The organism is Luteibacter sp. (assembly GCF_009912395.1).
In the GTDB taxonomy this organism is placed as follows: Bacteria; Pseudomonadota; Gammaproteobacteria; order Xanthomonadales; family Rhodanobacteraceae; genus Luteibacter.
The window spans coordinates 41,607-66,748 of the sequence record NZ_WNDO01000009.1 but is presented as its reverse complement, the minus strand read 5'-3'; the positions used below and the strand labels follow the sequence as shown (position 1 = coordinate 66,748).

At 63.1% G+C, this 25,142-nt stretch carries 15 protein-coding genes; 9 read left to right on the top strand and 6 right to left on the bottom strand.

Annotation, left to right across the window (positions count from 1 at the left end; genetic code table 11):
* Positions 1-114 precede the first annotated feature (114 nt).
* The 4 genes from GAK28_RS10180 to GAK28_RS10165 all read left to right on the top strand — a co-directional run bounded on the left by GAK28_RS10180 (position 115) and on the right by GAK28_RS10165 (position 16,566).
* Positions 115-4,332: an RHS repeat-associated core domain-containing protein gene (locus GAK28_RS10180; protein ID WP_291778119.1), complete on the top strand. Its 4,218-nt coding sequence runs from the start codon at positions 115-117 to the stop codon at positions 4,330-4,332.
* A 246-nt stretch (positions 4,333-4,578) separates the two neighbouring features.
* On the top strand, positions 4,579-9,948 hold the full coding sequence (locus GAK28_RS10175; protein ID WP_291778116.1) for a hypothetical protein: 5,370 nt from the start codon (positions 4,579-4,581) through the stop codon (positions 9,946-9,948).
* A gap of 232 nt (positions 9,949-10,180) precedes the next feature.
* Positions 10,181-15,970 carry a hypothetical protein gene (locus GAK28_RS10170; protein ID WP_291778114.1) on the top strand — a complete coding sequence of 1,930 codons (5,790 nt, stop codon included), beginning with the start codon at positions 10,181-10,183 and terminating at the stop codon, positions 15,968-15,970.
* Positions 15,971-16,074: 104 nt separating this feature from the next.
* Positions 16,075-16,566, top strand: coding sequence for a hypothetical protein (locus GAK28_RS10165; protein WP_291778113.1), 492 nt, complete (start codon positions 16,075-16,077; stop codon positions 16,564-16,566).
* A 113-nt stretch (positions 16,567-16,679) separates the two neighbouring features.
* Here the strand turns inward: GAK28_RS10165 and GAK28_RS10160 are convergent, their stop codons facing one another.
* A complete protein-coding gene (locus tag GAK28_RS10160; RefSeq protein WP_291778111.1) occupies positions 16,680-17,216 on the bottom strand; it encodes a lipocalin family protein in 537 nt (178 codons plus the stop codon).
* A gap of 94 nt (positions 17,217-17,310) precedes the next feature.
* Here GAK28_RS10160 and GAK28_RS10155 point away from each other — a divergent pair, with 94 nt between their 5' ends.
* Positions 17,311-17,682, top strand: a complete 372-nt coding sequence (locus GAK28_RS10155) for a hypothetical protein (protein ID WP_291778109.1) — start codon at positions 17,311-17,313, stop codon at positions 17,680-17,682.
* A gap of 36 nt (positions 17,683-17,718) precedes the next feature.
* On the opposite strand, the gene GAK28_RS10150 is transcribed toward GAK28_RS10155, so the two are convergent.
* The 4 genes from GAK28_RS10150 to GAK28_RS10135 form a co-directional block, all read right to left on the bottom strand.
* Positions 17,719-18,246, bottom strand: a complete 528-nt coding sequence (locus GAK28_RS10150) for a HutD family protein (RefSeq protein WP_291778107.1) — start codon at positions 18,244-18,246, stop codon at positions 17,719-17,721.
* Entirely contained in the window at positions 18,243-20,339 is a 2,097-nt protein-coding gene (gene dinG / locus GAK28_RS10145; protein ID WP_291778104.1) for an ATP-dependent DNA helicase DinG, read from the bottom strand. Before dinG ends, GAK28_RS10150 begins: the two co-directional genes overlap by 4 nt.
* A gap of 69 nt (positions 20,340-20,408) precedes the next feature.
* Complete coding sequence (locus GAK28_RS10140; protein ID WP_291778101.1) at positions 20,409-20,687, bottom strand: DUF2188 domain-containing protein; 279 nt, start codon at positions 20,685-20,687, stop codon at positions 20,409-20,411.
* Between the two features lie 93 nt (positions 20,688-20,780).
* Positions 20,781-21,371, bottom strand: a complete 591-nt coding sequence (locus tag GAK28_RS10135) for a DNA-3-methyladenine glycosylase I (RefSeq protein WP_291778097.1) — start codon at positions 21,369-21,371, stop codon at positions 20,781-20,783.
* Positions 21,372-21,435: 64 nt separating this feature from the next.
* Between GAK28_RS10135 and GAK28_RS10130 the strand changes: the two genes are divergently transcribed.
* Together GAK28_RS10130 and GAK28_RS10125 are read left to right on the top strand one after the other, a co-directional pair.
* Positions 21,436-22,383, top strand: a complete 948-nt coding sequence (locus tag GAK28_RS10130; protein ID WP_291778093.1) for an ABC transporter ATP-binding protein — start codon at positions 21,436-21,438, stop codon at positions 22,381-22,383.
* Positions 22,380-23,141: an ABC transporter permease gene (locus GAK28_RS10125; protein ID WP_291778091.1), complete on the top strand. Its 762-nt coding sequence runs from the start codon at positions 22,380-22,382 to the stop codon at positions 23,139-23,141. The genes GAK28_RS10130 and GAK28_RS10125 overlap by 4 nt, the downstream gene beginning before the upstream one ends.
* 36 nt (positions 23,142-23,177) lie before the next feature.
* On the opposite strand, the gene GAK28_RS10120 is transcribed toward GAK28_RS10125, so the two are convergent.
* Positions 23,178-23,681 (bottom strand): DUF1993 domain-containing protein, encoded by a 504-nt coding sequence (locus GAK28_RS10120; protein ID WP_291778088.1) that lies wholly within the window; start codon positions 23,679-23,681, stop codon positions 23,178-23,180.
* Between the two features lie 102 nt (positions 23,682-23,783).
* On the opposite strand from GAK28_RS10120, the gene GAK28_RS10115 reads away from it, so the two are divergent.
* Together GAK28_RS10115 and GAK28_RS10110 are read left to right on the top strand one after the other, a co-directional pair.
* A complete protein-coding gene (locus tag GAK28_RS10115) occupies positions 23,784-24,380 on the top strand; it encodes an FUSC family protein (protein ID WP_291778087.1) in 597 nt (198 codons plus the stop codon).
* Entirely contained in the window at positions 24,377-25,072 is a 696-nt protein-coding gene (locus GAK28_RS10110; RefSeq protein WP_291778085.1) for a VIT family protein, read from the top strand. The genes GAK28_RS10115 and GAK28_RS10110 overlap by 4 nt, the downstream gene beginning before the upstream one ends.
* Positions 25,073-25,142: the final 70 nt, after the last annotated feature.

Genomic DNA, 25,142 nt, shown 5'->3' with positions numbered 1-25,142 from the left:
CACGCATCAAGGACGTCGGGGGATAAGGCAACCAGGGTTGTTGCGGTAAACGGAGTTCACATGCGTGACGGGATGGTTTCGCGGGCGCCAGTGGCGCCTGCGCGCAGGAAGTGCGTGCAGGTTCTGGCGATGGCATGGGGGCTGGTGGCATGGGGAACACCCTTCCTCGTCTCGGCGCAGGACGCGGTGCGACCGCAGGACGAGTTCCGGCTGAAGGTCCGGGTCGGGCAGAATGAAGCCCCGCCGGGCGACAACCCTTTTGGCGAAAAGCTGAATCTCGCCACGGGCGACCTTTCGTTCGAGCAGGTGGATATCCACCTCACCGGTACCGGTCCCGCGATCGACGTCGCGCGCACCTTCGCCATGCGCGACATGGCGTATACGCCTTCAGGTTACGAGAGCGCGGCGTTCGGCGACTGGGAACTCTCGCTGCCAAGGATCACCACGATCGTCGCCCAGCAGCAGGACGTGCATGGCTGGGTGGTGGGGCAGTCCGGTCTGCAGGGCGGGTCGACCAACCGCTGTTCCCAGTTCGCGGCGCCACCGACCGTCGGCGCGACCAGCGGCGCCTCTTCCGCCTGGGATCCGAAGGACTGGTGGAATGGCTATCAGCTGGTGCTGCCCGGTGTGGGCAGCCAGGACCTGCTGTCTCGCGACGCAGGCAACCCGCTCGTTCCCGATGGCTCGAACATACGGATCGTGACGAAGGACCATTGGGTCGTCAGCTGCCTTCCGTCCACGGTGAACGGTGAACCGGGCGAAGCTTTTCTCGCGACCGCACCCGATGGCTCAAGGTACTGGTTCAACCAGCTTACGTACGGTTTCGCTCCGAAAATCGCGCGTGCGGGTACCCCGGCCGATACGCTCGCGCGTGCGCAGGCCTCGATGCTGGTGACGCGCGTGGAAGACCGGTTCGGCAATGCGGTGGACTATCGCTACGCCGGCAATCGCCTCACCCAGATCACGGCGTCCGATGGTCGACAGGTCACGTTCGACTATGTCGGGAACACGCCCCGGATCCAGTCGGTCAACGTCCAGCCCGACAGCTTTCCCGGTCGCACATGGCGCTACCAGTACCGCAGCAACGGCACCCAGGCGGGAGGTACCCTGGACAACGTCTCGCTGCCGGATGGATCGCGCTGGGCCTTCGATCTGGCGGCGATGCGCGACATCCGGCTCGCCGACAAATATCAGGCGGGCGATTGCAACACGCCCGCGAGCGTTCCCGGCGGTTTCAATCCCACCCAGGTCGTCAGCATGACGAACCCGTCGGGCTTGACCGGTACGTACACGCTCGCCTTCCAGGCACGCAGCCGTGCGTTCACGCCGAAGCGCTGCGACGCGAAGACGAACGCCGCCGACATTCCCTCCGCCTGGGTCACGCTCGGCCTGGCGGCCAAGCGTCTGTCTGGCGCGGGTGTGGACGCCACATGGAACTACCGTTATTCGCCGTCCACACCTAGCTGGAGCGATTGCGCGGGAAGCTGCATCGCGAATGCCTGGACGGACGTGGTCGCTCCGGATGGCCGATACGACCATCATGTTTTCAGCAGCCGTTACGACGGAACCGAAGGCCAGCGCCTGTCCGTGGAGACGCGCGATAGCCAGGGCCTGCGTCGCCTGGAAACCTACGCCTATGCGGACCCCGACGGCGGACCGTGGCCCCGGCGCGCCGGTCGCAACCTGATGTCGATGGATAACGAGGACCGGACGGCGCAACACCGCCCCCTTCGTCGTCGCGATATCGTGCAGGAAGGGGTCACCTACACCTGGAACGTGATCGAGTTCGATCCGTTCCTTTATCCCGTTCGATCGACGCGTTCCAACACGCAACCGGACCAGATCGTTCTCGACCAGAGCGACCAGGTGTTGAACCAGACCGGTCGCTGGGTGCTCGGCCTTCCGTTGCGTACCTTCAACAACACCACGAACGAGGAAGTCGATCGTCTCGTCTACGATCCATGGGCCCTGCTGCCGACGGAGCGTTATCGCTTCGGTCGTCGGACGATGGGCTATGCGTACGACGCGCGAGGCCAGATGACGCGCCAGGTCGATGGCATCGGTCGGGCCACGACGTTCGGCAATTACAAGCACGGCATTCCTGGGGCGGTGTCCTATCCCGACGGAAGATCGCTACAGGTCGATGTCGACAATCTCGGCCAGGTCATCCGGGTGGGCGACCAGACCGGCGTAAGCACGTTCTACGGCTACGATCCGATCGGGCGCCTGGCACGCATCGATTATCCGTCAGGCGATAGCGTGTCCTGGGCACCGAAGACGATCCAGTACACGTTCTCCACGGGAGGTTCCGCGCTGAACGGACCGCACTGGACACGGACGGTGAACCAGGCCAATCGATCCGAGCGTACGGAATACGACGCGATGCTGCGTCCCGCCGTGCAATCACGCTCCGATGCAAATGGCACGGTCGCGGTGTCGTCGCGTACCGACTACGACTGGCAGGGTCGGCCAATCTTCCAGTCCTATCCGTTTGACGGTTACCCCGGGTCCTGGCCCGCGTCCAACGGCACGACGCTGCGCTACGACGTGTTGGGGCGTCTCGTACGGCAGGCTCAGAGCGGGGAGCAGGGTGACGTGGTCACGACTACGGCATACCCGGATGGCGGCGCTCGCCGTGTGACGAATCCCATGGGCGCCGTGACGATCACGCGCTACCAGATGTTCGACGAGCCGTCGTATGACAAGGCCACCGCCATCGACGCACCGGAAGGTGTCCTCCAGCTCATCCAGCGCGACGTCTACGGCAACCCGGTCTCGGTGTCCCGCGGCGGAAACTTCGTGCCGTTCCTGCGTCGGACACTGAGCTATGACAGCGCACATCGCCTGTGCAGGATCTGGGAGCCGGAATCCGGCAGTGAAATCATGAGCCATGACGATGTCGGCAACCTGGTCTGGAGCGCCAGCGGGGCATCATTCAATGGCACCGGTTGCGGCGAGGACAAGGTGGCCGACGCGATGAAGGCGATGCGGTCCTACGATCCGATGAACCGTCTCCTTTCCGTCACCTATCCGGGCAGTGGCATCGCACCAACGAGCTATACATACGACCTGCGTGGCAACCTCGAAAGCGTCATGTCGGGAACCGTGGGCCGACGCTACACGCGCAACAAGCTAGGCCTGCCGACGTCGGAAATGGTGACCGTCGATAACCAGGGCTGGGTGTTCGGCTACGGTTACGATCCGACCGGCGCGTTGAGCAGCGTTGCCTATCCGGACGGTGACGTCGTCACGTACATGCCCAACGGTCTCGGTCAGCCGCAGGCCGTGGGCCGTTATGCCTCGAACGTCCGTTACTTCGCCGATGGCGAGCCGCGTACGTATGGCCTGGGAAGCGGTGCGATCTACATGGCGGACAAGAATCCGCGCCAACTGCTTCGCAATTTCACCTACGGCAACGGCATGCCGTTGATCAGCGAGGATCTGTACTACGACCCCAACGGCAATCTTCGCGTGATCAACGACCTCACGCAGGGAAGCCCGCGATCCAGGAGCATGATGTACGACCCCATCGATCGTCTTGTCTCCGTCGATGCCGGCCCTGCGGGCGGTTCGGAAAGGTACGAATACGACGCCCTGGACAACATCCGCACCCTGGTCAGCGGGAACGTCTCCAACGGTTACAGCTACGACAGCCTCAACCTGCTGCGGTCGATCGACAATAGCTCGACGCGACGAACCTTCGTCTACGACAATCGCGGCAACACCATCCGCAAGGATGACCAGGAACTGGGCTTCGACTATGCCAATCGACTGGTATCGGTAACCGGCAAGGCGTCGTACGTCTACGACGAGGCAGGACGTCGCGTGAAGAAGACGACGCCACAGGGCACCACGTACTACGCGTACAACACCGCCGGCCAGTTGCTGTGGCAGTACGATCCGGCGACCAGCCGCGGTACGAAATACGTCTACCTGGGCAAGAAACTCATCGCCAGCGCAGCGCCGAACCAAGGGGCTGTGTACTACTACACCGATCCGCAGGGCAGCGTCCTGGCGACCACCGACGACCGGGCCAACTTGACCTCCACATCCGACTGGCGTCCGTTCGGCGCACGTTCGATGGGCACGCCGGGTTCGGGGCCGGGATACATGGGTGAGCTCGAAGAGGCGGATACGGGCCTCGTCTACCTGAAGGCCCGTTACTACGATCCGACGATCGGTCGATTCATGAGCCGCGCCTCCACCGGCCCGGTGCCGGAGCGCTTCGGCGATTTCAATCGCTACGCCTATCCGGGAAACAACCCATTCGTCGGGCCCTTGGTGCCGAGCGTGACGCTGCCGACGTATCGATGGATGCCGGCGAGTCCGTGACATACCAGGAGCGGGCGCGTCGAGCGACGACGCGCCCTGTCTCTCGCGATGGGCGCATGAAGATGCGATGTTGCGCAAGAACTTGCAAAGTGCGTGAAGTCGCCGCTATAAAGCTCTTTGAAACGTAGGGGCGTTTCGGTCTTCGCGAGCATCGATCACGCTCCGCACAGGGGTCGTCTACCGCAGGCAGCCAGGGACGGTAGGCGATACGGCAACCAGGGTTGTTGTAGGTGGATGGAGTTCCATATGCGGAACGGCTTTGCCGTGCGTTCGCTTCGGGCGGACGTGCGCAGGATGCGTGGGTGGGTCGACGCCGCGTTGTGCGGCCTGATCCTGGTCATCGCGGCAGGCGGAGCATCCGCCCAGGACGCCGTGAGGCCGGAGGACGAATTCCGTCAACGGGTGCGGGTCAGCGAGGATATCCAGCCGCTGGGCGAGAATCCCTTTGGCGAACAGGTCAGCCTGTCGACGGGTGATCTCTCGTTCGAGCAGAGCGACATCCACCTCACGGGCACGGGGCCATCCATCGACATTGTCCGGACCTATACCATCCGCGACCAGTCGACTCGCGACGTGACCGTCTTCAGCGACGCATTCGGTGACTGGACGCTATCCCTACCTCGAATCACCACGCTCTCTGCCAACCAGCAGAACGTCAAGGGCTGGGTGGTCGAAGATTGGACGACGGGTATCTCTTCGACAGCGCGCTATTCGAAATTCGCGCAGCCTCCCGTCGTCGGCTCTCCGCCCAACGACAGCACCGAACCACCCTGGGACGCCTTTGAGTGGTGGAACGGGTACAAGCTGACGGTCCCTGGTGCGGGAACACAGGATCTGTTGCTACGGGATTTCAACAATCATCTCGCTCCCGCTGGGATCGACATAGTCACCCGCCAGAACTGGATCATCGCCTGCCTGCCGACCACGGCGAATGGTCAGCCGGGCGAGGCGTTTCTTGCGACCGCGCCCGATGGTACGCGCTACTGGTTCAACCATCTTGTCTATCAACCCATGACGGTGTTGGGCAAGGCCGGCGCGACCAAGCGGGGCCTGATGGCGCGTTCGATGAAACCAAGCGCCATCATCAGCACGGGAGGTAGCCTCAAGCGGCTCAGGGTATCCATGCTGGTGACTCGCGTGGAGGATCGTTTCGGCAACCATGTGGACTATCAGTACGATGGTCTACGGCTCATGCGCATCACGGCGTCGGACGGTCGCGAGGTAAGCCTGACGTATGCGGGAAACTCGATCCGTATCAGCACCGTGACAGTGCAGCCGAATGCTCCTGGCGCACGGACCTGGCGTTATAGCTACAGTAGTGACGTGAGTTCGATAGCGGCATCGCTCACGGCGGTGACGCAGCCCGATGGTAGTCAGTGGACGTTTGACCTCGGGCAGCTTGAGAGCCTTCGTATCGCAGACACTTATATCCTCGCCACATGCGATGCGCCTCCCGTGGCAGATCCATTCGCTGCGTCTTATACCGGCCGGATGACGCATCCCTCTGGACTGTCCGCCACCTTCAACCTGGGTGTCGTCGCGCGTGGACGGTCCTTCGTGAGGAAGGTATGCGATCCGGTGACCAATAATGCCGACGTGCCGCTGGGTTGGGTAACGTTTGCCCTGCACAGCAAGCGTTTTACGGGAGCAAACGTCGATTCCACCTGGAACTACCGGTACTCGCCACCCAACGCGAGCTGGAACACCTGTACAGGCTATTGTCCCACGACGGAATGGACCGATGTGACGTCACCAGACGGTCGACGGGATCGGTATACCTTCAGTAATCGCTATGACGGTACGGAAGGCCAGCAGTTGTCCCTGGACAGTTTCGACCCGCAGGGAAACCTGCTCAGAAGCGAAAGAAACACCTACGCCGAGCCTACCGCGGGTCCCTGGCCTTTTCGCATGGGCTCCAACGAACTTTACATCGACAACTACGATAGGACGTCGCAGCAACGACCGCTGCTGCGACGAGATATTCTGCAGGACGGTGTTATCTATACCTGGGCCGCGACCTCGTACGACGAGTTCGCCCAACCTGTCCGTACCTCGCGATGGAACAATGCGCCTGGGCAGCAAGGCATCGACCGCATCGATGAAACCTTCAGCGACAAGGGGCGCTGGGTACTGGGTTTGCCGTCGCGCTCGGTGAACGTCGGTAGCAATGAAGAGCTCAGTCGCAACGTCTACGATCCCAACAGCCTGACCCTGTCCGAGCGCTATCGCTTCGGTCGCAAGGTGATGGGCTACACCTTCGACGCCCAAGGCCAGCTGGCGAGTTTCACCGACGGTAACGGCCATACGACAGGGCTGGAAAACTACTACCGCGGCATTCCGCGGATCATTCGCTATCCGGATGGCACGGCGCAGACCGTGGCCGTGGATGACCTGGGTCAGATCACGGCGATTGCCGACCAGACCGGTGCGCTGACCTCGTACAGCTACGATGCGATCGGGCGCCTGGCGCGCATCGACTATCCGGCGGGCGACAGCGTGGCCTGGGCCCCGAAGACCTTCTGGTATGGCTACATCGGCGCCGCGCGAGGCGTCGGCGGCGCGCACTGGATGCGCATGGTGACCCAGGGTAACTGGAGCCAGCGGATGGACTACGACGCGATGTTGCGTCCGGTGGCCTATGGTGAGGCGGAGGCCAATACTGGTATCGGCTATCGCTCGTCCCGTACCGACTACGACTGGGCGGGCCGCAAGACCTTCCAGTCCTATACCGTCGATGGCGCGCCCGATCTGGCCGGCATGGCGCTGGGCACGGTGACCCGCTACGACGTGCTCGGCCGCCCCATCCAGTTGTTCCAGCACACCGAGTTGGGCGACCTGCTGACGAGCACGGAGTACCTGGCCGGCGGTGCACGCCGGGTGACCGATCCCAAGGGCAACGTCACGACGACGCGCTACCAGATGCTGGACCAGCCCTCGTATAACAGCGTGATCGCGGTGGAGGCGCCCGAAGGGATCAGCCAGACGATCCAGCGCGACATCTACGGCAATCCCCTGTCGATCACGCAGGGCGGGCAGGGGCTGTCGCTGACCAAGACGATGACCTACGACGGCGAGCACCGGCTGTGCCGCACGTGGGAGCCGGAATCCGGCAGCGAGATCATGGCCTATGACGGTGCCGATAACCTGGCATGGAGCGTTTCTGGCGCGTCATTCAACGGTACCGGCTGCGGCCAGGAGCAGGTGGCGGATGCGTTGAAGACGGTACGCGGCTACGACGCGATGAACCGCGTGACCTCGGTGGTGTATCCGGCCGGTACCGAGCCGAGCAGCTTCACCTACGATGCGCGTGGCAACCCCGCGACGGCGACGGCGGGCATGGCCAGCTGGACGTTTGGTCGCAACAAGATGGGTCTGTTGACGGCCGAGGTGCTGTCCATCGATGGTTGGAGCTGGGCGTTAGGCTATGGCTACGACCCCAAGGGGACGCTGAGCACCATCGCGTACCCGGATGGCACCATCGTTGGCTATGCCCCGAACGGCATGCGCCAGCCCACTCAGGTTGGCGGTTACGCTTCGGGTATCAGCTACTTCCCCGATGGCGACGTGAAGTCGTATTACCTGGGCAACGGCGCGATCTACACGTCGGACAAGAACGCCCGCCAGATGCTGCGCAACTTCACCTACGGTAAGGGCGGCGCACCGAACGTCAGCGAAGACTTCGCCTATGACGCCAACGGCAACGTGAGCCAGATCACCGACGTGTCGGGGACCAACCAGCGCAGCAAGGCGATGGGCTACGACGGCCTGAACCGCCTGGTCTCGGCGACGGCGGGCCAGCTGTGGGGCACGGAGAGCTACACCTACGACACGCTCAACAATATCCGCACACTGACCAACGGCAGCGGTACGAACACGTACAACTACGACGGAGCCAACCTGCTGCGCTCGATCGGCAACGGGGCGTCGGTGCTACACAGCTTCAACTACGACGCGCGCGGCAACACGACGGTCAAGGATAGCCAGACGCTAAACTTCGACCTGGCGAACCGCCTGACATCGATCCCGGGCAAGGGCAGTTACACCTATGACGCGGCGGGTCGCCGGGTGAAGAAGGTGACGCCACAGGGTACGACGTACTACGCGTACAACGCGGCCGGGCAGTTGATGTGGGAGTACGATCCGGCGACGACCAACGGCACGAAATACGTCTACCTCGGCAAGAAGCTGGTTGCCAATGCGAAGGCGCCGACCTCGAAAGTGATTGGTGCGTTTTACGGTCCGGCGGTCGGCGATGATGTCTACGTCGCAGGCTGGGCCTGTTCGACGGGTCTGCCTAGGTCTATCGATGTCCATATCTACATCGGCGGTGTTGCTGGCGTAGGTACACTCTTCGGCGCATATCCTGCCAATCGTGGCAGCGAACCGAGCCTGAATCAGGAGTGCAAGGCCAATGGCGATGCGTACCGGTTCCAGGTCTTGCTGCCGGACAGCCTTCGACTGTCCAGCGGCGGTCAGCCGATCTACATCTACGGCATTTCCCCGGTAGGCAATGAAAATGCGGCGTTAACAGGCTCTGGGCAAATGGTTGTGCCGCGCTCGGTCAAGGTGCCGCCAAAGCCTGCGTCGGTAACGGCAACCCTCAGCGGCGATCTGTCGACGATCCAGGTCGCGTGGAGCGCATCGGCAACCGCGACGCGTTATGAGGCCTTGCAAGTCCATGATGGCCAATGGACGACGCTTTATACCGGCGCCGGCCTGGCGGCCACGGTGGGGCAGCCGACGGATGGTGCCTATGCCTTCGATGTCCGTGCATGCAACGACAATGGGTGCAGCGACCTTGTGGAAAGCGCGATCGTCAACGTGGCGCACCTGCCGACCACGCCGGGCTCGATCAACATCCCGGCCAGCTCCACGGGCAGTGTCGCCATCAGCTGGGCCGCGGCGACTTACGCCACGTCCTATCAGGTGGAACACAGCTACGACGGCAACTGGACGCAGGTGTACAACGGTACGGCGACCTCGGCGACCATCACCGAGACGGTGTCGAGCAACTGGTACTACCGGGTCAGGGCGTGCAATGCCCATGGGTGCAGTGGCTACGCGACAAGTGGCTACGTTGCCGTTACGGTTCCACCTTCGGGAACGCCAACTCTTTATGGAGCGGGTACCAACAACAGTGGTGCCTACACCCTGAGCTGGACGGGTGTCGATGGAGCAACCCTCTATAACCTGGTCGAATCTGCCAACGGCGGTGGGTGGCAGCAGGTGCTCTACGCTGCGACGGGAAACTGGTCCGCATCGGGAAAGCCGGATGGTACGTATGTCTACCAGGTACAAGCATGCAACGCGTCGGGATGCGGTCCTTGGAGTATTCAGGCCGCGGTCCAGGTAAGGCATGTTCCGCCAACGCCTTCCGGGCTGGACTGGAGAACGCTCGTTCAGGGGAAGATCCAGAAATTCTTCGTGTTCTGGCAGGCGAGCCCCGGAGCAACTCGGTATGAGGTGGTTCGCTGGGGCACGGGAGACATCGTCTATAGCGGTCCACTACGTGAGGTCATGGTGGAAGCTGACTTCTATCCGGCGGACTTCAGCTACGGATATCAGGTGCGAGCATGCAATGACAGTGGATGCTCGGCGTTGTCTTACTCGCTTTGAAATGAATCCATGAGGAATTTTTCGTGGTCCTTGATTCGTGCGGATCGCATCCGACGGGTGCGATGTCTATGCCGGTGAAAAGCGATGGATTCTTCATTCTTAGTCGATTGGTAGATGGTTGCATGGAGGGTTTCATGCATGTGCCTGTCGGTGGCGGTTCGGGTGAATGCGTATGAACAGGGGAGTGCGCATGTGCGACGTGATGTCTTCGGATCGGCCGGCACGCCCTCGGATGCCTAGATTTCGGGGTGGGTTTGCGCTTCTCCTGTTTCTTGGCCTGACGGTGGTCGGTACGAACGTCAGGGCCCAGGAGGCTGTAACGCCCGAAGACGAGTTCCGTAAGAAGATCCGCGTGGCGGAGGATATCCAGCCGTTGGGTGAGGCGCCCTTTGGCGAGAAAGTGAACCTCTCCACGGGTGACCTCTCGTTTGAGCAAGTGGACATCCACTTGCCGGGCACCGGTCCGTCGATCGATATCGCACGCACGTTCGCGATGCGCGATATGGCCTATGCGACATCGGGCTATCAGAGTGGATCGTTTGCCGATTGGGAGTTTTCGCTGCCCAGGATCACCACGATCGTCGCCGACCAGCAGAATGTCCGTGGCTGGGTCGTTTCACCGAATGGTGCGTTCACTGGGTCGCTCAACCGGTGCTCGCAGTTCTCACCCCCACCGACGGTGCTTCCGCCGCCCCATGACAGCACCATGTCGCCGTGGGATCCCAAGAAATGGTGGAACGGCTATCAACTGGTGCTTCCCGGTGGCGGCAGTCAGGATCTGCTTTATCGTGACGCTGGAAATCCACTCGTGCCCGATGGCTCGACGAGCAAGATCGTCACGCTGGATCATTGGGTGGTCGGTTGTCTACCGGGTACCGCAAACGGTGAAAAGGGCGAGGCCTTCCTGGCGACGGCGCCAGACGGTACTCGCTACTGGTTTAACCAGCTCGTTTACGGCTTTGCGCCACAAATCGTCAAGCCCAGCGCGTCCGATGTCTCCCTGCGGGCCGGGACGCTCATGCGACCGAGCGCGATCATCGAAGGCGATTTCCTGGTGCGCGACCAGGCATCGATGTTGGTGACGCGAGTCGAAGACCGATTTGGCAATGCCGTCGACTACCAATATAGCGGTAACCGGCTCGCACGGATCGTGGCGTCCGATGGAAGGCAAGTCGGATTCGACTATGTGGGAAGCTCTTCGCGCGTCCAGTCGATTACCGTGCAGCCAGGTAGTGCCAATGCCCGTACGTGGCGTTATCAGTATCGTGCGAACGGCACAGCGTTGGGTGGGCCCTTGGATGCGGTAGTGCTTCCCGATGGATCCCGATGGACCTTCGACCTTGCTGGTCTGCGTGATATTCGCCTGTCCGACATGTACGAGGCGGGTGACTGCAGCACGCCGCCGAGCGTGCCTGGCGGATTCAGGCCCACGCAGACGGTCAGCATCACGCATCCTTCCGGGCTTACCGGCACCTTCAATCTCGGCTTCCTAGCGCGCGGGCGATCGTTCACGAGGAAAATCTGCGATCCGAAGACCTTTGCCGTCGATATTCCGTTCGGGTGGGTCACCGCCGGTCTATACAGCAAGCGCCTCTCGGGTGCCGGTGTGGATTCGACCTGGAACTACCGCTACTCGCCGCCCAACGCGAGTTGGAGCGATTGCACGGGTAATTGCCCGACGACGACCTGGACCGACGTGATTGCTCCGGACGGCAAGCGCGATCATTACACGTTCAGTAATCGCTACGACGGTACGGAAGGCCAGTTGCTTTCCGTCCAGACCGACGATGCGCAGGGTACGATGCGCAGGCTGGAGACCCACACCTACGCCGAACCGAATGGTGGTCCCTGGCCTGCCCGGGCGGGAACCAACATGATGTCGATCGACAACTACGACAAGACATCGCAGCAGCGGCCGTTGCAACGACGCGATATCGTGCAGGATGGCGTCACCTACACATGGAATGTCACGGCGTTCGATGCATTCGCTCATCCCTTGCGGTCGACTCGTTCGAATACCATGGTCGGACAGCCCGTACTGGACCAGATCGACGAGGTGGTCAACCAGACGAGTCGCTGGGTGCTGGGTTTGCCCTCGCGTTCAGTGAACGTCGGCAGCAATGAAGAGCTCAGTCGCAACGTCTACGATCCTAACAGCCTGACCCTGTCCGAGCGCTATCGCTTCGGTCGCAAGGTGATGGGCTACACCTTCGACGCCCAAGGCCAGCTGGCGAGTTTCACCGACGGTAACGGCCATACAACAGGGCTGGAAAACTACTACCGCGGCATTCCGCGGATCATTCGCTATCCGGATGGCACGGCGCAGACCGTGGCCGTGGATGACCTGGGTCAGATCACGGCGATTGCCGACCAGACCGGTGCGCTGACCTCGTACAGCTACGATGCGATCGGGCGCCTGGCGCGCATCGACTATCCGGCGGGCGACAGCGTGGCCTGGGCCCCGAAGACCTTCTGGTATGGCTACATCGGCGCCGCGCGAGGCGTCGGCGGCGCGCACTGGATGCGCATGGTGACCCAGGGTAACTGGAGCCAGCGGATGGACTACGACGCGATGTTGCGTCCGGTGGCCTATGGTGAGGCGGAGGCCAATACTGGTATCGGCTATCGCTCGTCCCGTACCGACTACGACTGGGCGGGCCGCAAGACCTTCCAGTCCTATACCGTCGATGGCGCGCCCGATCTGGCCGGCATGGCGCTGGGCACGGTGACCCGCTACGACGTGCTCGGCCGCCCCATCCAGTTGTTCCAGCACACCGAGTTGGGCGACCTGCTGACGAGCACGGAGTACCTGGCCGGCGGTGCACGCCGGGTGACCGATCCCAAGGGCAACGTCACGACGACGCGCTACCAGATGCTGGACCAGCCCTCGTATAACAGCGTGATCGCGGTGGAGGCGCCCGAAGGGATCAGCCAGACGATCCAGCGCGACATCTACGGCAATCCCCTGTCGATCACGCAGGGCGGGCAGGGGCTGTCGCTGACCAAGACGATGACCTACGACGGCGAGCACCGGCTGTGCCGCACGTGGGAGCCGGAATCCGGCAGCGAGATCATGGCCTATGACGGTGCCGATAACCTGGCATGGAGCGTTTCTGGCGCGTCATTCAACGGTACCGGCTGCGGCCAGGAGCAGGTGGCGGATGCGTTGAAGACGGTACGCGGCTACGACGCGATGAACCGGGTGACCTCGGTGGTCTATCCGGCCGGCACCGAGCCGAGTAGCTTCACCTACGATGCGCGTGGCAACCCGGCGACGGCGACGGCGGGCATGGCTAGCTGGACCTTCGGTCGTAACAAGATGGGTCTGCTGACGGCCGAAGTGTTGTCCATCGACGGTTGGCGCTGGGGCTTGGGCTATGACTACACGCCGACAGGTCGCCTCCGCGCGGTGCTGTATCCCGATGGCGTGTTTGTGGATTACGCCCCGAACGCATTGGGGCAGCCATCCCAGGCGAGCGCTTATGCATCGGGTGTCAGCTACTTTCCGGATGGCGACGTGAAGTCGTATACGCTCGGTAGCGGCGCGCTCTACGCAGCGGACAAGAACGCCCGCCAGTTGCTGCGCAACTTCACCTATGGCAAGAACGGCACGCCGAACGTCAGCGAGGACTTCGCCTATGACGCCAACGGCAACGTGAGCCAGATCACCGACGTGTCGGGGACCAACCAGCGCAGCAAGGCGATGAGCTACGACGGCCTTAACCGCCTGGTCTCGGCGACGGCGGGCCAGCTGTGGGGCACGGAGAGCTACACCTACGACACGCTCAACAACATCCGCACACTGACCAACGGCAGCGGTACGAACACGTACAACTACGACGGATCGAACCTGCTGCGCTCGATCGACAACGGTGCGTCGGTGCTACACAGCTTCAACTACGACGTGCGCGGAAACACGACGGTCAAGGATAGCCAGACGCTGAACTTCGACCTGGCGAACCGCCTGACATCGATTCCGGGCAAGGGAAGCTACACCTATGATGCGGCGGGTCGCCGGGTGAAGAAGGTGACGTCGCAGGGCACGACATACTACGCGTATAACGCGGCCGGGCAGTTGATGTGGGAGCTGGATCCAACAACGCACATGGGCAGTAAGTATGTGTATCTTGGTAAAAAGCTAATCGCTAAATCCAGCGAAAACATCGACATTCTCCAACCCTCCCAGGTAAGTACGGCACTCGGTGTCATTGGGATTCCCCAGTTGTCTACCGATGGCACGACGATCGACGTGACGTTGGATATCCTCAACCGAGGTACCCGAGCGCTAACCGCCCATAGCAATTACCCGGTGTACATGGCGTATCACTTGGTCGATGCGTCGGGTAACGAGACGGAAATTCCTTACGGTGTGGATATTCCTTCAGATATCCCGGTAGGCGGCCATGGCTCCGTTACCATGCATGTGGCCGCTGCGGCCGTACTCGGCACAGGCAAGTTGGTGCGTTTTTCCCTCGTCCAGGCTCGGGTCGGCTGGTTCAAGGACTGGCCGAACAATACAACGGTAGACATAGGGCCTTACTCGGCCTGCCCCACGGCGGGCACCGGTAATCTGTGCAACAACGTGACCGGCGTGACCCGGGAGCAGGTCAATCCCCTGCTGACGATTATCGCCGGTCCGACGCTGTCAACGGACGGACAGAACGTGCTGACCACGATTGACATTGCCAACCGAGGCTCGGTGACATTGGCATCGATCGGGCCGCATCCGATCAACCTGGGCAATCATCTGATCGATGCCGCGGGCAATATGGTGGCGAACGACGTGGCGCGCCAGGCCATTCCAGAGATCGCACCAGGCCAGCATGCCGCGGTCACCATCGCTACACCGGCGTCCCAATTGCTCGGTAGCAATCGTCGCGTTCAGTTCGAATTGGTGCAGGAAGGTCTGCACTGGTTCCGGGATTTCGGTATAGCACCCCTGGTTGCCGGCCCCTACGTAACGCTCAGCGGTAGTACCGGTAGTAGTGACGGCACCCTGTCGGTGGGATGGCAGGCGATAGCCGGAGCGACCGCCTACAACTTGCGAGAAAGCGTCAACGGTGGCAGTTGGGTAACGGTGTCTAGTTCGCAGGCGACGTCATGGTCCGGTACGGGCAAGGGCACCGGTACGTACGGGTATCAGGTACAGGCGTGTGCAGCCGGCGGCTGCGCACCCTTTGGATCAACGTGGAATGTCGATGTGCTCCTGCCACCTTCCGCGCCGGCGGGTATCAACGTACCTGGAAGCTCGTCGGGAACCGTTACCATCAGCTGGCCTTCGACAGCCACCGCGACCTCCTATCAGGTGGAACACAGCTACGACGGCAACTGGACGCAGGTGTACAACGGTACGGCGACCTCGGCGACTATCACCGAGACGGTGTCGAGCAACTGGTACTACCGGGTCAGGGCGTGTAATGCCCATGGGTGCAGCGGCTACGTTAGCAGTAGCTATGTCGTTGTGGTCGTTCCGCCGACGGGTGCGCCGACCTTGTCCGGAGGCGGCGCAAGCAACAACGGCACTTACGGTCTCAGTTGGACGGCGTCGCCCCAGGCAACAACCTACAGGGTGGTCGAAAGTGTCAATGGAGCCAACTGGACGGAAGTCCAGAACGCTGCCTCACAATCGTGGTCGACGGCGGGGCGTCCGGAAGGTAGCTATCGCTACATGGTCCAGGGTTGCAACAGCAGTGGTTGCACGAGTTGGAGTAACGAGGTCGCGGTGAACGTGGTTCTCCTGCCGTACACCCCGATCGGTTTTGCCGTGGCAGCGGGTGGAGCGACCTCAAAGCCGACGGTGACAGCGATGTGGAACGTGACGGCGCTGGCTACCCGCTATGAACTGGAAGAAATGACACCGGATGAGACGGTAAACACATATGGCGTGAACGCCACGTCCTGGAAGAGCGTCGTCTTCGCGATGGGCTACGTGAGGTATCGCGTCAGGGCGTGCAACAACTATGGGTGCTCGGGGTGGACGGGATACCAGCAGGTTTACCTTCGATCGGGGATAGATCTGTGACGCTAAGCGAAGGACGTATTGAGCCAATCATTGAGGAGTCGATGATGCGCACTTCCATCAGGAGAGGTGATCGAAATTCCAAGGGCCCCTGAGGATTGCTATAGATGGGTAGGTCGGCATACGTGTTGTTGCATGGCCATCTGATGGATGAGGAGGGGGTAGATACAAAGCTTATCGGCATATACCCCTCCCAGGAGGCAGCAGTGCTGGCTATGGGTCGAGCCAGGATGCTCCCTGGGTTTTTGGAGAGTCCGGAAGGATTTACCATCCATGAACTACCTGTGGGAGTGGCCGCATGGTCTACAGGCTTCGATGAGAACAGACAGCAAAGCATTTCATGCCGCCTGATCGATACCTCGGGTGAACTGGGTGATCCTGTGTTTATCGTGCACCACGAGTACGAGTTTCCGGAAGAAGTGGATCATGTTCGGATGATCGGGATATTTCACTCGGAAGCTGATGCCATCAGAGCTATCGATTTCCTCAAGGCCAAGCCGGGTTTTTGCGATCATCAGGATGGATTTTCTTTCGGATTCTACGGATTGGGTGAAGATCATTGGAAAGAGGGCTTTGTTACCGTCCATGGTTACGAATGACATCCTGTCTAAAAGGGGGCGTTATGGTGTGATCAATGTCGGCACACTCAAGAACAATCGGTATACCAAGGGTGACATCGATGGGGCAATGATGAAGATGTCCGAGGCTGGACCTACTCGTCGGTTTGTTCATTCGCGACGATCAACCCATCGAGGTTGTAACCCATCGAATGTGCCTGCTCCTTGAGTGATTCGAAAATCGTGGTGTCAAGGGACGGTTCGCGCGACAGGATCCACAGGTACTTCCGTCCCGGCTGACCGATCATTGCCCAGTGGTAATCGTCATCGAGCGCGATGACCCAGTAATCGGCCCATACCATCGGCAACCAGTGCAGCCAGGCCGGCGCGAAGGTGACTTCGAGCTTGCCGCGTGAGAAGGATTCGGGGCGGCGCGCGATGCCGCGCGCGACCATGGGGCCTTCGGCGGAATCGCAGCGGTTCTCCACCGCGACGGTTTCGTCGGGGCGTGCCGTATAGGTCACGGTCACCGCGCCGGTGCACTTGCGCTGAAAATACATGGGCAGGCGCGCGATCTCGTGCCAGGTGCCCGCATAACGTGCCAGATCGAGGTCGGCGACGGCAGTGACGGGCGCGCTGGCGACCGGGGCGGCGGCCATGGCGTGAAGCAGGGTGGCATGGATATCGCGCATGGCTGGATTCCTGTCAGGCGACCGCCTACGATGCGGCTCAGGCGTGAACCTCGTTTGAACCGTCGCCGTTTTCGTGCTGGGGGGCACAGGACATATGCAGCGAAACGATCCTCACGGACTGGTCGGGCGGCTGCGCGAGCGGCTGACGACGCGGCCTAGCGTCCGTTTCGATGGTGTGGAACAGACCATCGTGCATGTGAACGGACCCCTAAGCGTGCGCCATGTCGCGCTGTCCACGGTACGACGGGTGGAGGCGGGGAACCGCGACGATGCGTCTTACGACACAGTGTTCCTGTTCTTTCATCTGGACGATGGGGACGTACTGGTCGTATCGGAAACCGATAAGAGTTTCGCGACCTTGGTGTTGGATCTGCGCGATCTTTTTCCGGGCGTGGAGCGCTGGCAGGACGCGGTGCCGTCGGTGCCGTACCAGCTGACCTCGGTAGATCTATGGAATCGTTTGTAGGAGCGCGCTTGCGCGCGATCGCGCGCAAGCGCGCTCCTACAGGATGACGGCGAGGGCGATGGCGTAGGATTCCAAGGCAATGGACGTCGCGCCAAACACGGTATCGCCCGCCTGCAAAGGCATTCCATCGGCGAAGCCTGCTCCGCGTACCAGATGAACGAGCGCAGCCTGATTCACATCGACCTTGCCACGCAGTACCCGCACCTCACCGCGTGCTTTCCCACGCCGCACCATCAGATTGAAATCCCGCGTGGCGCCACCAGCGAGCGTCACATCCACCTTTGCCTCGCCCGGAAAGGCGAAGGGCTCGCATGGAACGGTCAGCGCATGCTCGCGATCCCCATCCAGCGTCATCGTGAAACCGTCGCCTTCCAGCAGTACGATGGTACGGTCGATCCCGGAAAACGTTGAAAATGGCGACGCCGTATCCACATCGGCGATGCTCACGCGCCAGAGAAATTCGTCCATCCCGGCGCCTTCCGGCGACACCGCGATTTCGCGCGTGATGCCGAGGCCGTTCTTCCACGGCACGGCCTTCAGTTCGTTGAACGGAACGATCTTCATGCGACGCGCTCGATCTCTCGTGCGAAGGGAGGAAGGGCGCGGAGCATGCCGGTGCCATAGCGCTTGGTGACCACGCGACGGTCCAGCAGCACGATGCGTCCGGTATCGGTTTCGGTGCGGATGAGGCGTCCGCAGTACTGCGTGAGGATGCGCGTGGCATCCGGCACGCTCACCTCGATGAAGGGGTTACGGCCGCGCGCTTCCAGCCATTCCGCGTAGGTGGCGCCGACCGGGTCGGTGGGCACCGCGAACGGGAGCTGGGTCACCACGACGGTCTCGCAGAGCTTGCCCGGCAAGTCGAGGCCTTCACCGAAGGAGGCCAGGCCGAACAGCGTGCTGCCCTTGCCGGCCTCGATGTCGGCGCAATGCTCGGCTATGAGCTGCGCCTTCGACAGCGAGCCCTGCGCGCGGACCTTGCGCACGTATTCGATGGGCAGGATCTGCAACACGCGATCCAGCTTTGCCCGCGAGGTGAACAGCACGAGGTTGCCCGCGTCCCAGTCCAGATGCTTCGCCAGCCATTCGGAGACCTCGCGCGCATGGCCCTCGCGGTCGTCCGGCATGGTGCGTAAGGCGGGCACCGCGAGCGTCGCCTGTTTCTCCAGGTCGAACGGCGAGGGCAGGCTGATCGTCACCGCCTCGTCCGGCAGGCCGACCGAGTCGGCGAACCCGCGGAAGTTACCACCCGCGCTCAGCGTCGCCGAGGTCATCACCACGGCGGAGGCGTTGTCCCAGAGCACGCTGCGTAGCAGGCCGCCAGCCGACACCGCCGAGGCATGGCAGACCAGTTGCTGCTCCGGCGTCATGCTGACCCAGCGCGCCAGCGGCGGGGCGTTCTCGCGATCCTCCGTCGACCATGCGTACCAGGTGCGCACCTGGCGATCGAGACGTTCCAGCGCCACGCCCAGTTCGCGCGACAGCGCGTCCTGGGTGGGGCCGCCGGCCTCCATCTCCACGACGGTGCGGCGCACGGTGCGGATCCAGCGCTGGATGTCGCGGGTGAGCAGGTGCAGGTGCTCCGCGTGCCTTTTCCAGTTGTCCGGAAGCTGACCCAGCGAGGCGCGGAACACGGGCTCGGTTTCGCTGGACGACGGTGTCCAGCCCATGCGGATCTCGCGCTCGATCTCTTCCAGCGCGTTCGACAGCTCCTGCATCTTCTCGTCGCCGGCTTCCAGCGAGAGATTGCCGATGGTTTCCTTGTCGGTGAGCGAGTAGGCGGCGTGGATCTGGTTCTGCAAGCGGCCCATGCGTCGCGTCGCGGTGGCGAGGTGCACGTCGGCGGCGCCACGGTCGATGGCCTTGCCGGGCACGTGGTGCGCCTCGTCGAAAATGTACAGCGTGTCCTCGGGCTTGGGCAGGATCACGCCGCCGAAGGTGTCTTCGTCGCGCGGCATCGTGAGGTCGGCGAGCACCAGGTCCTGGTTGGCCACCACGATGTCCGCCTCGCCGATCGCGCGGCGTGCCACGAAGAACGGACACACGGCGAACGCGCCGCACTTGCGGCCCGTGCAGCCGCCGGCACTGGTGGTGACCATGCCGCGTACGAGGTCGGACAGCGGCTCGGGGCTGGTGTCGATGTCGCCGTTCCAGGTTTTTCCCTCGAAGGCCTTGCCCAGGATTTCGATGGCCTTGGTGTCCCGCTCGGCGGGCGGTCGCGACCACAGCGCCAGGTCGGCGTCGAAGTCGAACCCGGTCTGCGCCGCCGGCTCCGAACTGGCCATGCGCAAGTTGCGCGGGCACAGGTATCGGGCGCGGCCCTTGGCCAGGGCAACTTTCGCCTCCACGCCGCACAACGTCATGTACTGCGGGATATCGCGCTGGACCAACTGCTCCTGCAACGCCACGGTCGCCGTGGCGATCACCAGCTTCTTTTTCTGCGCGCGCGCCACTTCCAGGCCGGCGATCAGGTAGGCCATGGACTTGCCGGTACCGGTGGGCGCCTCGATCACGGCGGCGCCGGTCGTCTCGGCGAGCGCCTTGGCGACTTCGGCGATCATCTTCAGCTGCGAGGCGCGCCCGCGAAAGCCCGTGAGTCCGTCCTTCAGCCGCGCATAGGCGGCGCGGATCGCGGCTTTGGTGTCATCGGTGAGCATCGGGCGGATACGAAAACATCTAAAGGCAACCTTGCAAGGTTACCTTATCGCCGTCTCAGCCCGTGGCACTCAGGCGTGGTGGCCCATGCCGCTGCGCGGCATCGCGCCGCTGACGAGGCCGGCCACGACGAAGGTGTGTTCCTCCCACGTGCCGTCCGCCTGCTGCACGTGGATTTCCACGGGCAGGCCGAGGCTGTCGGAGAGGCCGGGCGCCAGTTGCTCGGCGGCGGCAATCGCCGCCGCCTGCGAGGCGTAGCGGCCAAGGGGAAGGGAAGCGCGGCGGACGATCCACGGTCCCTGTGTCGATTCGCTGTAGGGAATGAACAGTTGGGCGGAACTGGAAGCCATGGGACCCTCGCTGACGGTTGGGTGCGCTGACAAGGAAGGCCGCATGGTGCAGCCCCTGTCCATGATCCTGCGCCTGCCGGGCTAAAAAACCCGTTAATTCTTCTTTTTCAGTAACTTGCTATTCACTTGCCGGCGCCGGAAGCAGTCCGAGGCGTGGGTGTTCAGCAGGCCCGTGGCCTCCATCCAGGCAAAGACGATGGTGGGGCCCACGAAGGTGAAGCCGCGCTTGCGCAAGGCCTTGGAGACCTGGGTGGACAGCGGGCTGTTCGGCGGCACGGGGCCTTCCCAGGCCAGCGGTTCCCCGCCCACGAAGGCCCAGCAGAAGTCGGCGAAGTCCTCGTCGGCCTCGCGCATGGCGACATAGGCCCGGGCATTGCCGATGGCCGCGCCGATCTTGCTGCGCGAGCGGATGATGCCGGGGTCCGCGAGCAGGCGCTCGACCTCCCGGTCGCCGTAAGCGGCGACGATGTCCGGCTCGAAGCCCTCGAAGGCGCGCCGGAACCCATCGCGCCGGGCGAGGATGGTGCGCCACGACAATCCGGCCTGGAAACCGTCCAGCACCAGCTTCTCCCACAGCTTGCGGCCATCCCGCTCGGGTACGCCCCATTCGCGGTCGTGGTAGTCGCGCATGAGGTCGTCGGCGTCGCCCCAGGGGCAGCGGGTGATCGGTGTGTCGTGGTGCATTGGTTTTCCTCGACGGACTCCCCACACTACCATCGGCCCCCTTCTTCCCGTCCATCCGAATCCTATGACCTCGAGCGAATCGATAGCCGACGCCATCGTCTCGGTGCGTGGCCTTTCCAAGACGTACAAGAGTGGTTTCCAGGCGCTCAAGCGCGTGGACCTCGACATCCGTCGCGGCGAGATCTTCGCGCTGCTCGGCCCCAATGGCGCGGGCAAGACCACGCTGATCAGCATCATCTGCGGCATCGTCAACGGCAGCGAAGGCAGCGTCACGGTCGACGGCCACGACATCGTCCGCGACTACCGTGCGGCGCGCGGCCTGATCGGCCTGGTGCCGCAGGAGCTGTCCACCGATGCCTTCGAAAGCGTGTGGGCCACGGTGAAGTTCAGCCGCGGCTTGTTCGGCAAGGCACCCAACCCGGTGTACCTGGAGCGGATCCTGCGCGAGCTGTCGCTGTGGGAGAAGCGCGACGCGAAGATCATGACGCTCTCCGGCGGCATGAAGCGCCGCGTGTTGATCGCCAAGGCGCTTGCCCACGAACCGCGCGTGCTCTTCCTCGACGAGCCCACCGCCGGCGTCGACGTGGAATTGCGCCACGACATGTGGCAGATGGTGCATCGCCTGCGCAAGTCGGGCGTCACCATCATCCTCACCACGCACTACATCGAGGAAGCCGAGGAGATGGCCGATCGCATTGGCGTCATCACCAGCGGCGAGCTGATGCTGGTGGAAGAGAAACACAGCCTGATGCGCAAGCTGGGCAAGAAGCAGCTCTCGCTGCAATTGCAGGCGCCGCTGTCGGCCATCCCACCGGGGCTGGAAAGCTGGCCGTTGGAGCTGTCGGACAACGGCCAGACCCTCACCTACACCTTCGACACGCAAGGCGAGGACACGGGCATCGCCGAACTGCTGCGCAAGCTCGGCGAGCTGGGCGTGGATTTCAAGGACCTGCGGTCGAGCGAAAGCTCGCTCGAGGAAATCTTCGTCAGCATCGTCAGGGGACGCGCATGAACATCCACGCGATCCGCGCCATCTACCGCTTCGAGATGGCCCGCACCTTCCGCACGCTGATGCAGAGCATCGCCTCGCCGGTGCTGTCCACCTCGCTCTACTTCGTGGTGTTCGGCGCGGCCATCGGCTCGCGCATGGGCAACGTGGGCGGCGTGAGCTACGGCGCCTTCATCATCCCCGGCCTGATCATGCTGTCGTTGCTCAACGAGAGCATTTCCAATGCCGCGTTCGGCATCTACATGCCGAAGTGGGCGGGCACGATCTACGAGCTTCTCTCGGCGCCCGTGTCGTACGTGGAGGTGGTGATCGGCTACGTAGGAGCGGCGGCCACCAAGTCGGTGATCCTGGGCCTGCTGATCCTCGGCACGTCGCGGCTGTTCGTGTCTTACGAGATCATGCATCCGTTCTGGATGGTGGGCTTCCTGCTGCTCACGGCGATCACCTTCAGCCTGTTCGGTTTCATCATTGGCCTGTGGGCGGACGACTTCCAGAAACTGCAGGTGGTGCCGCTGATGGTGATCACGCCGCTCACCTTCCTGGGCGGCAGCTTCTATTCCATCTCGATGCTTCCGCCCGTGTGGCAGAAGATCACGCTGTTCAACCCGGTGGTGTACCTGGTGAACGGGTTCCGTTGGAGCTTCTACGGCAAGGCCGACGTGAACGTCGTGGTCAGCGCCGGCGCCACGGTGGGCTTCCTGCTGATCTGCCTGGGCATCGTCTGGTGGATCTTCCGCACCGGCTGGAAACTCAAGGCCTGACCGTAGGAGCACGCGCAAGCGCGCTCCTACAAGGGATCAGTGGCCCAGGAAGTCCGACTTGCCCACCACCACGCCGGCGCCGCGCAGGATCGCGTAGGCCGTGGTGCAGTGGAAGTACACGTTCGGCATCACGTATTCGAACAGGTAGGGGCGGCCAGTGAAGTGACGGTCGCCCGTGCGGCCCTTCAGCACGATGGCGCGCTCTTCGCTGCCGTCGATCTGCTCCGGCTTGAACGCCTCGAGCATGCCGATGACCTTGGCGATGCGCTGCTGGAGCTGCTCGAAGGTGGTCTCGTCGTCGGCCATGGCCGGCGGCTGCTCACCGGAGAGACGATAAGCGGCGCCCTTGGCCATGTCGGTGGCGATCTGCACCTGGCGGGCCAGCGGGAACATGTCGGGGGTGATGCGGGTGTTCAGCAGCACTTCCTCGGCGATGTTGCGAGTCTTGGCATGCTCCTCGCCCTTCTTCAGCACGGCGGACAGGTTGGTGAGCGCGCGGACGAGGACGGGGACCGAGGCCTGGTACATCGAGACGGACATGGTGTGACTCTCTGCGTAGGAGCGGCCGGCGTGGCCGCGATGCCGCGTATTGTGGGGGCTTGTTGGCGGTCCGTCGACGGCTTCCGACGGTAGGATGAGGGCATGAGCCCCGCCGATCCGAAGTCGCCGCGTTCCGACGCCATCCGCATCCTGCGACTGCGTCGCGCACAGCGTCTGCTCGACCACCTGTTCCGCGACCTGCCGCTGCGGCGGCGCGCCCGTATTGGCCTGTTCATGGCCTTCAAGACCATGGCCTCCGCCTGCCTGGCTTATGGCGTGGGCTGGTTGGCCCATCCCGGGCAGGCCTACTGGGCGGCGATCAGTGCCATCGCCGTCACCCAGCCCCACTTCGGCGACACCCGAGGCGCGGGCCACGATCGCGTCGTGGGCACGTTGTTCGGTGCCATCGCGGGCCTGGTCGGCCTGTGGGCGGGCGGCACGGGTGACCTGTTCTCGTTCTCGCTCGCGCTATGCCTGGTCACCGTGGCCTGTTGGCTGGCGGGTGCCGGCGCGGCGGCGCGTGTGGGCGGTATCACCTCGGCCATCGTGCTGCTGGTGCCGGCGGAGGGTCCGCGCTGGGAAATGGCCGCGTGGCGACTGGGTGAGGTGTTGTTCGGTACCTTGTGCGCGCTAGCCATCGGTTGGCTGGTGTCCCGTCTCGAAGAACGGGTGGAACGGAAGGAAGAGGAACAGGCATGACGGCACGACATGGCGAGGTACACCGGGTTGGTCGGCTGGGGTGGCTGCGTGCCGCCGTGCTCGGCGCCAACGACGGCATCCTGTCCACGGCGAGCCTCGTGGTGGGTGTCGCTTCGGCGGAAGCCTCCGCGGGCAGCGTCATGGTTGCGGGCGTGGCGGGCCTCGTCGCCGGGGCCATGTCGATGGCGGCCGGCGAGTACGTGTCCGTGAGTTCGCAAGCCGACAGTGAGCATGCGGAGCGGGCGTTGGAGACGCGCGAGCTGCGCGAGGATCCCAAGGGCGAACTCAAGGAACTGACGGAGATCTACGTGCACCGTGGCCTAGATCGCGAACTTGCACGCGAGGTCGCCACGCAGCTGATGGCGCATGACGCCCTGGGCGCGCACATGCGCGACGAACTGGGTATGTCGGAAGAAACCGCCGCGCGTCCCGTGCAGGCGGCGGCCGCCTCGGCGGTGAGCTTCGCCAGCGGTGCGGTGCTGCCGATCGCCGCCGCTGCGCTGGCGCCGCGCGATCACGTCACGGTCGCGATCGTGGGCGTCTCGCTGGTCGCGCTGGCGATCCTCGGCGCCGCCTCGGCGCGTATGGGCGGCGGCAGTGTGCTTCGCTCCGTCATGCGCATCGTCTTCTGGGGCGCGGGCGCGATGGCGCTCACCGCCCTGGTCGGCCGCATCTTCGGCGTCTCAGCCTAGCAAACGACTGTGTAGGAGCGCGCTTGCGCGCGATCCGCGGCAGCGGCAACCTGGCCCGCTACGCGGGATC

Bases quoted from the DNA above. Each gene is read 5' to 3' on its own strand.
- GAK28_RS10175 (WP_291778116.1), top strand. From the start codon at position 4,579: ATGCGGAACGGCTTTGCCGTGCGTTCGCTTCGGGCGGACGTGCGCAGG.
- GAK28_RS10170 (WP_291778114.1), top strand. From the start codon at position 10,181: ATGCCTAGATTTCGGGGTGGGTTTGCGCTTCTCCTGTTTCTTGGCCTG.
- GAK28_RS10165 (WP_291778113.1), top strand. From the start codon at position 16,075: ATGGGTAGGTCGGCATACGTGTTGTTGCATGGCCATCTGATGGATGAG.
- GAK28_RS10160 (WP_291778111.1), bottom strand. From the start codon at position 17,216: ATGCGCGATATCCATGCCACCCTGCTTCACGCCATGGCCGCCGCCCCG.
- GAK28_RS10155 (WP_291778109.1), top strand. From the start codon at position 17,311: ATGCAGCGAAACGATCCTCACGGACTGGTCGGGCGGCTGCGCGAGCGG.
- GAK28_RS10150 (WP_291778107.1), bottom strand. From the start codon at position 18,246: ATGAAGATCGTTCCGTTCAACGAACTGAAGGCCGTGCCGTGGAAGAAC.
- dinG (WP_291778104.1), bottom strand. From the start codon at position 20,339: ATGCTCACCGATGACACCAAAGCCGCGATCCGCGCCGCCTATGCGCGG.
- GAK28_RS10140 (WP_291778101.1), bottom strand. From the start codon at position 20,687: ATGGCTTCCAGTTCCGCCCAACTGTTCATTCCCTACAGCGAATCGACA.
- GAK28_RS10135 (WP_291778097.1), bottom strand. From the start codon at position 21,371: ATGCACCACGACACACCGATCACCCGCTGCCCCTGGGGCGACGCCGAC.
- GAK28_RS10130 (WP_291778093.1), top strand. From the start codon at position 21,436: ATGACCTCGAGCGAATCGATAGCCGACGCCATCGTCTCGGTGCGTGGC.
- GAK28_RS10125 (WP_291778091.1), top strand. From the start codon at position 22,380: ATGAACATCCACGCGATCCGCGCCATCTACCGCTTCGAGATGGCCCGC.
- GAK28_RS10120 (WP_291778088.1), bottom strand. From the start codon at position 23,681: ATGTCCGTCTCGATGTACCAGGCCTCGGTCCCCGTCCTCGTCCGCGCG.
- GAK28_RS10115 (WP_291778087.1), top strand. From the start codon at position 23,784: ATGAGCCCCGCCGATCCGAAGTCGCCGCGTTCCGACGCCATCCGCATC.
- GAK28_RS10110 (WP_291778085.1), top strand. From the start codon at position 24,377: ATGACGGCACGACATGGCGAGGTACACCGGGTTGGTCGGCTGGGGTGG.